The organism is Catenulispora subtropica (assembly GCF_039531675.1).
Taxonomy (GTDB): domain Bacteria; phylum Actinomycetota; class Actinomycetes; order Streptomycetales; family Catenulisporaceae; genus Catenulispora; species Catenulispora subtropica.
In genome coordinates, this window is the sequence record NZ_BAAAQM010000048.1 from 77754 (window position 1) to 84612 (window position 6859).

Consider the following 6859-nt stretch of genomic DNA (forward strand, 5'->3'; position numbering starts at 1 on the left):
GCTTGGTAGGGTCGTGGCGTCGAAGGGAGGGGAGGAAACGCCATGCTGATACGCCCGCGACGTCACCGACGGGACAAGGGCCGAGTGGTTTCGACGCTACTGGGGCTCGCCGCAGCCGCCGCGCTGCTCGCCGGGTGCGCCGAGAACGGCGTCGTCGGCCAGGCCTCCTCCGACGGCGGGGACATCGTCGGCTCGGTGATGAGCCCGACGAAGCAGCCGTCCGCGGCCGGCGGCGCGCGCCAGGGCCGGGACGGCGGTCTGACCGGGACCTCGCTGCCCTCCTTCGACAACGCGCCGCTGCCCAGCCCGGTGGCCGCCCGGCAGATCGCGGGCCCGTACACGAACAAGAGCGGCGCGATCACCGGGAAGCTGTTCTTCTACCGGCAGGGCGACCAGAACTCCGGGAACTACTACGTGTGCTCCGGCACCGTGATCAAGAGCAGGAACCGGAGCCTGGTGTGGACCGCCGGGCACTGCGTCCACGACGGCAAGGACGGCACCTGGCACTCGGGCATGGTCTTCGTGCCCGCCTTCGACAACAACGACGGCGACCCCAACGTCGACCCCTCGGACCTGGCGCAGTACGCCCCGCTGGGCACCTTCTCGGCGGTGCACGTGTGGACCTCGCCGGAGTGGGTGAAGACCGGCGACGAGCACGGCGGCGACCTCGCCCACGACTACGCGGTGATCGAGGTCGGCCGCAACGACGACGGCCAGACCCTGGACGACGCGGTCGAGGCGGCGGGCGCCAAGCCGGTCCCGCTCTGGTTCAACGCCCCGACCGGCCAGGACAAGACCCCGTCCATGACGATCCGCGGCTACCCGGCGGCCGAGCCGTTCAACGGCATGGCGCAGTGGGGCTGCACGGCGGACTCGGTCCAGCTGCTGAACGTGACCGAGCTGGGCCCGGACGCCAAGGAGTACCGGGCCGGCTGCGATCTGACCGGCGGCGCCTCAGGAGGCGGCTGGTTCGCCCGCGCACCCGGGCAGGCCGCCGGCGACCTCTCGCTGATCACCAACACGTCGGTGGGCAGTGCGCACAACGCGCACGGCGGGAACTGGCTGGCCGGGCCTTATCTGGACGCGAAGGCGAAGCAGCTGTTCACCATCGCGGACAGTTCGCCGGCGCCGTAGCCCGCGCTAACGCCCCGTGGTGCTCGTCGCGGTGTTCGTCGCGTGAGCTGACCTCGGCCCGGAGGGGCAGACGGGGCGGGCGGCGTGCGAGTGCGTGGTCGCGACCCCGACGATGATGAGGGCGACGAGGATCCCTGCGGCCTTGGTCAGCATGAGATCAGGTGTAGTCGCAGAGTGATGGGATCGTCACGCGGTGTGTGGGTAAGCCACTCGAAGGTGGGGTGGCCGCCGAAGAAAAGACGGTGCCGGAAAAGGCGGTGCCTTCGCGGGAAGGGCGCCGCTACCGTGCGGCCATGAAACTGATGTACTGCGCCCACTGCCACGACATCGTGAAGCTCTTTCCCGAGAAGCGCTTCTGCAAGTGCGGCAAGTCCTGGGGCCATTACCTAGAGGACGACTCCACGACCGTCCAGACCTTCCCGAGCTTGTCCCTCGGTATAGCCAACCCCGACTTCCGCGAGGCCGTGGCCGCCTGGCAGGAGGAACCGAAGGCCTGGTCACCGTCGATCACCATGCGGGCCTGGATCAACCCGGCCTCGGAGCCGGACGTGAAGTTCGTGGAGGGGGAGCCGCTCGCGGACGACGAAGAGCCTCCGGCCGGTGGGCCGGAGGCCTGACGCGCAGCAGCGGCGGACGAGCCGCCTCAGATCCCCGCTGCCTGCTTGACCTGGGCGAGCGACGGGTTCGTCATCGCGACCTTCTCCCCGGACGGGGACAGCACGACCACCGTCGGCACGGTCTGGTTCCCGCCGTTCACCGACATCACGTACTGCGCGGCGTCCGGCACCTGCTCGATGTCGACCTCCGCGAATCCGATGCCCTCACGCTCGAGCTGGCTCTTGAGCCGGCGGCAGTAACCGCACCAGGTCGTCGAGTACATCGTGATCTGGTCGCTCATCTCTCACATCCTGTCGCTGTCGGGGACATCCGGTTGTGTGCAACCGCGGCGGGCGTTCGATTCTTCCGCGAAGTCGTGCGGAGTGTGTCGGGGTCGGATGGGAACATGGGCAGATGCCGCAGACGACACCAGGGCAGGCCCCCTTACCCGCAGCCGCGCTGCTCGACGCGCTCGATCCCGAGCAGCGGGCGGTGGCCGAGGCGCTGCACGGGCCGGTGTGCGTGCTGGCCGGGGCCGGGACCGGGAAGACGCGGGCCATCACCTACCGCATCGCCTACGGCGTCGGCACCGGTGAGTACATCCCCTCGCAGGTGCTGGCCGTCACCTTCACCCAGCGCGCGGCGGGGGAGATGCGCGGGCGGTTGCGGCAGCTCGGGGCCGGCGGGGTGCAGGCGCGGACGTTCCACGCCGCGGCGCTGCGCCAGCTCCAGTACTTCTGGCCCAAGGCGGTCGGGGGGCCGGCGCCGCAGCTGATCGAGTCGAAGATCCCGCTGGTCGCCGAGGCGGTGCGGCGGCTGCGGCTGCACGCCGAACGGGCCGAGCTGCGCGATCTGGCCGGCGAGATCGAGTGGGCCAAGTCGACGCAGGTCGTGGCCGACGACTACGCCGGGGCCGCCGCGAAGGCACTGCGGACCCCGCCGCGCGACGCCGCGGAGGTGGCCAAGGTCTACGCCGAGTACGAGAGCGCCAAGCGGGACCGCAACGCCATCGACTTCGAGGACGTGCTGCTGCTCACCATCGGCATCATGGAGGACCGCCCGGACATCGCCGCGACGGTGCGCAACCAGTACCGGTACTTCACCGTCGACGAGTACCAGGACGTCAACCCCCTGCAGCAGCGGCTGCTGGACTGCTGGCTGGGCGACCGGGCCGACGTCTGCGTGGTCGGCGACGCCAGCCAGACCATCTACTCCTTCACCGGCGCCGACCCGCGCTACCTGCTGGACTTCGCCGACCGCTACGACGACCCGACCGTGGTCAAGCTGGTCCGCGACTACCGCTCCACGCCGCAGGTGGTGGCCCTGGCCAACGCGCTGCTGGACCGCGCCGAGGGCCGCGCGGCCAAGGCCCGGGTCCAGCTGATCGCGCAGCGCGCCGACGGCCCGCGGCCGAAGTTCGCCGAGTACTCCGACGCCGAGACCGAGGCGCGCGAGGTGGCCCGGGAGATCCGGAAGCTGGTCGACGCCGGCGGCAAGCTGTCCGAGATCGCGGTGCTCTATCGGATCAACGCGCAGTCCGAGGAGTACGAGCAGGCGCTCAGTGACGCCGGCGTGCCCTACATACTGCGCGGCGTGGAGCGCTTCTTCGAGCGGCCCGAGGTTCGCGAGGCGATCCAGGTCTGGCTGCGGGGCGCCGCCAAGGCACGCTCCGACCACGCCGGCGACATGGTGCCGGGCACCGGCGGCCCGGGCCGTGCCGACGGTTCGGACGCCGGCGAGGACCTGGCCTCCGAAGTCCGCGCCATCTTCTCCAGCCACGGCTGGAGCCCGCAGGCACCCAAGGGCGCGGGCCGCCTGCGCGAGCGCTGGGAGTCGCTGGCCGCGCTGGTGGCCCTGGCCGAGGAGTACGGCCGCACCCATCCCGACGCCGGCCTCGACCGGTTCAGCGCCGAGCTGCGCGAGCGGGCCGACGCCCAGCACGCGCCCACCGTCGAGGGCGTCACCCTGTCGACCTTCCACGCCGCCAAGGGCCTGGAGTGGGATGCGGTCTTCCTGGTCGGGATGACCGAGGGCATGATGCCGATCACCTACGCCGAGACCCCCGAGCAGGTGGAGGAGGAACGGCGGCTGCTCTACGTCGGCGTCACCCGCGCCCGGGAGCGGTTGTTCCTGTCGTGGTCGCTGGCGCGCTCCCCGGGCGGCCGGGCGAACCGGAGCCCGTCGCGGTTCCTGGACGGCCTGCGGGGCGGCGTCGGCCGGGACTCGCGCGAAGGCGCGGCCGGAGGCGTCATAAGAGGCGGCGGGGCCGGGCGGCGGCGCCCCACCTCCGGCTCAGGCTCCGGCGACGGCGAGGGCCGGTCCCGGCGGGCCGTCGAACCCATCACCTGCCGGTCCTGTCACAAGGCCCTGATCGACCCGGCCGAGCGCAAGATGGGCCGCTGCGAGGACTGCCCCAGCACGCTGGACCCGGAGCTGTACGAGTCGCTGCGCGAGTGGCGCTCGGCGCGGGCGAAGGAGCAGAAGTTGCCGGCGTACTGCGTGTTCACCGACGCCACACTGATCGCGATCGGCGAGGCGCGGCCGACTACGCCCGCGGCGCTGACCAAGATCGCCGGAGTGGGGAAGGCGAAGCAGGACCGGTACGGCGCCGAGGTGCTGGAGCTGATCGCGGCTTCGGAGGGCGGCAGTTCCGCGGTGCCGCCCCCCGCCGGGGCCTGATCCGCTCCGGCAGCCGCGCCGGGGCCCGCAGGGTGCGAGCCCCCACCGCCCCCCGCCTCACAAGGCGGGGCAGGCGGCGGCCAGCTGTCCCAGCAACGCGTCCTGGAAGCTGTCGTCGCTCAGCTCCCCGAACGTTTCGAGGCTCTGCATCATCGACCTCTGCTCCTGCGGCAGCCGGAACCGCGGATCGGCGGCCTCCACACTGAGCGGCGCCACCGAGCTCAGCCAGAGGGCGGCCGTCGCCGCCCCGCCGCGGATGGCGAGGTAGTCGCCGAACGCCGTGCAGTCGGTGATCCGGTCGGTGATCGCGACGTCCACCCCGGAGGCCCCGATCGGCAGTGGACCCTTCAGATCGGTTTCGGAGGTGACTCCGGGCATCGTCGGGGCGGTCGTCGACGCCGTCACGATCTGGGAGGCACCGCGGGTGCCGTCGATGTGCATGGTGTAGCGCACCACCGGGTTCCCCAGGGTGGCGTCCAGCGTCGAGGCCCGGACGCTGATCCCGGCCGGCATCTTCGCCAGCACGTTGGCGCACAGGTGGTAGAAGTTGCCGGTGACGTAGGAACCGACCAGGTAGCTCTGGGACTGGTTGGGGTTCGGTACGGCGCCCTCCGCGGAACCGCTGGTGAACGTCAGGGGGACCTCGATCGGGTCGCCGGCCTTCTTGCCCTTGTCGGCGGCGGTGCGGACGACGACCGTCGCGCCGGTGGGGGACCGGGGCAGGTCCGAGGCGGTGCAGTGCACAGCGACCCGGGTGGTCAGCGCCACCGACTCGCCGGGCTTCACCATGGCCTTCGGCGCCGAGTCCACAACGTCCATGCCGGGCTGGCGGATGCGGACGGCCGTGATCTCCAGGGCCTTCGCGCCGTCGTTGCGGACCCCGATGGTGAAGTCGGTGGGCAGCGGGGCGTCGAAGGCGTCGGGGAGGGCCTGGCCGCTGCGGGCGCCGGTGCCGGCGTAGGCCAGCGAGGCTCCGCCGCCGAGCAGGTGCAGCAGCATCCGGTCCTGCCCGCGGGTCCGCTCGCGGTGCAGGTCAGCGCGGTGCACGGCGACGCCCGCGGCGGCGGCGCCGGCCGCCAGGGCCACGGCGAGCACGCCGGCCAGGGCGGCGCGCGGGCGCCGTTGCGGGTCGGCGCCGGAGCCGCCGAACGGAGTCCGGGCGCGCAGCCGCCGGGTCAGAGCGGCCAGTCCGGTGACCCCGGAGGGGCCGGGCGCCGGCTGCGGCTCGAGCAGTTCGTCCTCGGACTCGATGAGGTCGGTCATGCACACGCCGCCTTGATCTCCTGGGCCGTGTCGCGGGCCATGCGCAGGGAACCGGTCATGAGCTGGTCGGGGTACACCGGGAAGGTCACGCCGGCGCCCGGGTCGTCGACCTCGAGCAGCGCCTCGGCCAGCCCCGGGACGCCGCCCCGACCGACGTCGCCGTTCTGGAGCTCGCGGCACTCCCGGACCGTCACCGTGAGCCGCACCTGCTGTGTCTGGCCCGCGGCGATGGTGAGGTCCGTGGGCTGCCACTCGGTCCGCACCGCCGGATTCTGCAGGGAGCCGGCGTCGCTGCGGGTGGTCAGGGTCAGGGCGTGGGTGGTGGTGTTCCGCACGTTGACGCCCAGGGTGAAGGTGGAGCCGGACTGAGACAGCGGCTTGTCGTAGGTGAAGGCCAGGCCGCCGGTGGTCCGCTCGGGGTCGGTGTCCGGGGGCGTCGCCAGCTCGCGCTGGAGCAGCTGGCGCTCGCGGTCGGCCTCCCACTGCGCGCAGGCCCCGGCGTCGGCGGTGACGACCTGCGGGATGGGCTCGAGGCCGCTGCCGACGAACGTGAGGTCCCCGGAGTCGCCGCGCAGCAGCGAGGGCACGGTGACGTGGGTCGGCAGGGTCAGGCTGCGCTCGTCGCCGGCGCCGTCGCGGACCACGACGTCCAGCGCCGGGAACGGCATCGAGGAGGCCCCGTTGCCGCCGCGCGCGGCCACGCCGAAGCTCCCGGTCTGCACGCCCACCACCATCATCGGGCAGAACAGCCGCACGCTGAGCGTGACCTCGGCCGTGGCGCCGCCGGGGATGCGCGGCGAGCCGCCGACCGGCTTCCAGCCGGTGCTGGCCATCAGCGTGCCGGCGTCGAAGCCGACCGAGGCCAGGGTCACCGCGTCCGGGCTGTTGTTGGCGAGTTCGACCACGTACTCGGCCGTGGCCGACATGTGCGCGGCGTCGTACTTAGCGACGGCCGGGTCGCCGTCCACCACCGAGTCGACGGACAACGAGACCACCGCGGCCCGGTCGGCGGCGCCGGCGACGCCGTCGAACCAGGCGGTGGCGGCGGCAGCGACGGCGGCGGCCAGCACCAGAGAGGCCGCGACGGCCGCGATCCTGCGGCGGGAGCGGCGCAGGCCGGCGCCGAAGGCGCGCACCGCCGCCTCCCGCTCGCGGAGGCTGGGCGGACGCGGCCGGCCCGCCCCGG

7 protein-coding genes are annotated in these 6859 nt (G+C 72.8%); 3 read left to right on the forward strand and 4 right to left on the reverse strand.

The window, feature by feature from the left end; genetic code table 11:
* The first annotated feature begins 84 nt into the window (after nucleotides 1–84).
* A complete protein-coding gene (locus ABD466_RS32630; RefSeq protein WP_344661075.1) occupies nucleotides 85–1134 on the forward strand; it encodes a trypsin-like serine peptidase in 1050 nt (349 codons plus the stop codon).
* A 6-nt stretch (nucleotides 1135–1140) separates the two neighbouring features.
* Here ABD466_RS32630 and ABD466_RS32635 read toward each other — a convergent pair whose 3' ends face one another.
* The gene (locus tag ABD466_RS32635; RefSeq protein WP_344661076.1) at nucleotides 1141–1287 is read right to left on the reverse strand and encodes a hypothetical protein; all 147 of its coding nucleotides are present in this window, start codon (nucleotides 1285–1287) and stop codon (nucleotides 1141–1143) included.
* A 140-nt stretch (nucleotides 1288–1427) separates the two neighbouring features.
* On the opposite strand from ABD466_RS32635, the gene ABD466_RS32640 reads away from it, so the two are divergent.
* On the forward strand, nucleotides 1428–1751 hold the full coding sequence (locus tag ABD466_RS32640) for a hypothetical protein (RefSeq protein ID WP_344661077.1): 324 nt from the start codon (nucleotides 1428–1430) through the stop codon (nucleotides 1749–1751).
* 26 nt (nucleotides 1752–1777) lie between these two features.
* Here the strand turns inward: ABD466_RS32640 and ABD466_RS32645 are convergent, their stop codons facing one another.
* Nucleotides 1778–2032 (reverse strand): glutaredoxin domain-containing protein, encoded by a 255-nt coding sequence (locus ABD466_RS32645; protein WP_344661078.1) that lies wholly within the window; start codon nucleotides 2030–2032, stop codon nucleotides 1778–1780.
* A gap of 113 nt (nucleotides 2033–2145) precedes the next feature.
* Between ABD466_RS32645 and ABD466_RS32650 the strand changes: the two genes are divergently transcribed.
* Entirely contained in the window at nucleotides 2146–4410 is a 2265-nt protein-coding gene (locus ABD466_RS32650; protein WP_344661079.1) for an ATP-dependent DNA helicase UvrD2, read from the forward strand.
* 57 nt (nucleotides 4411–4467) lie between these two features.
* On the opposite strand, the gene ABD466_RS32655 is transcribed toward ABD466_RS32650, so the two are convergent.
* Together ABD466_RS32655 and ABD466_RS32660 are read right to left on the reverse strand one after the other, a co-directional pair.
* On the reverse strand, nucleotides 4468–5673 hold the full coding sequence (locus ABD466_RS32655; protein ID WP_344661080.1) for a hypothetical protein: 1206 nt from the start codon (nucleotides 5671–5673) through the stop codon (nucleotides 4468–4470).
* On the reverse strand, nucleotides 5670–6859 hold a 1190-nt coding region (locus tag ABD466_RS32660; protein ID WP_344661081.1), incomplete at its 5' end, for a hypothetical protein. The genes ABD466_RS32655 and ABD466_RS32660, both read right to left, overlap by 4 nt.

Coding starts and splice junctions, on each gene's coding strand:
- ABD466_RS32655 (WP_344661080.1), bottom strand. CDS start 5,673: ATGACCGACCTCATCGAGTCCGAGGACGAACTGCTCGAGCCGCAGCCG.
- ABD466_RS32635 (WP_344661076.1), bottom strand. CDS start 1,287: ATGCTGACCAAGGCCGCAGGGATCCTCGTCGCCCTCATCATCGTCGGG.
- ABD466_RS32640 (WP_344661077.1), top strand. CDS start 1,428: ATGAAACTGATGTACTGCGCCCACTGCCACGACATCGTGAAGCTCTTT.
- ABD466_RS32650 (WP_344661079.1), top strand. CDS start 2,146: ATGCCGCAGACGACACCAGGGCAGGCCCCCTTACCCGCAGCCGCGCTG.
- ABD466_RS32645 (WP_344661078.1), bottom strand. CDS start 2,032: ATGAGCGACCAGATCACGATGTACTCGACGACCTGGTGCGGTTACTGC.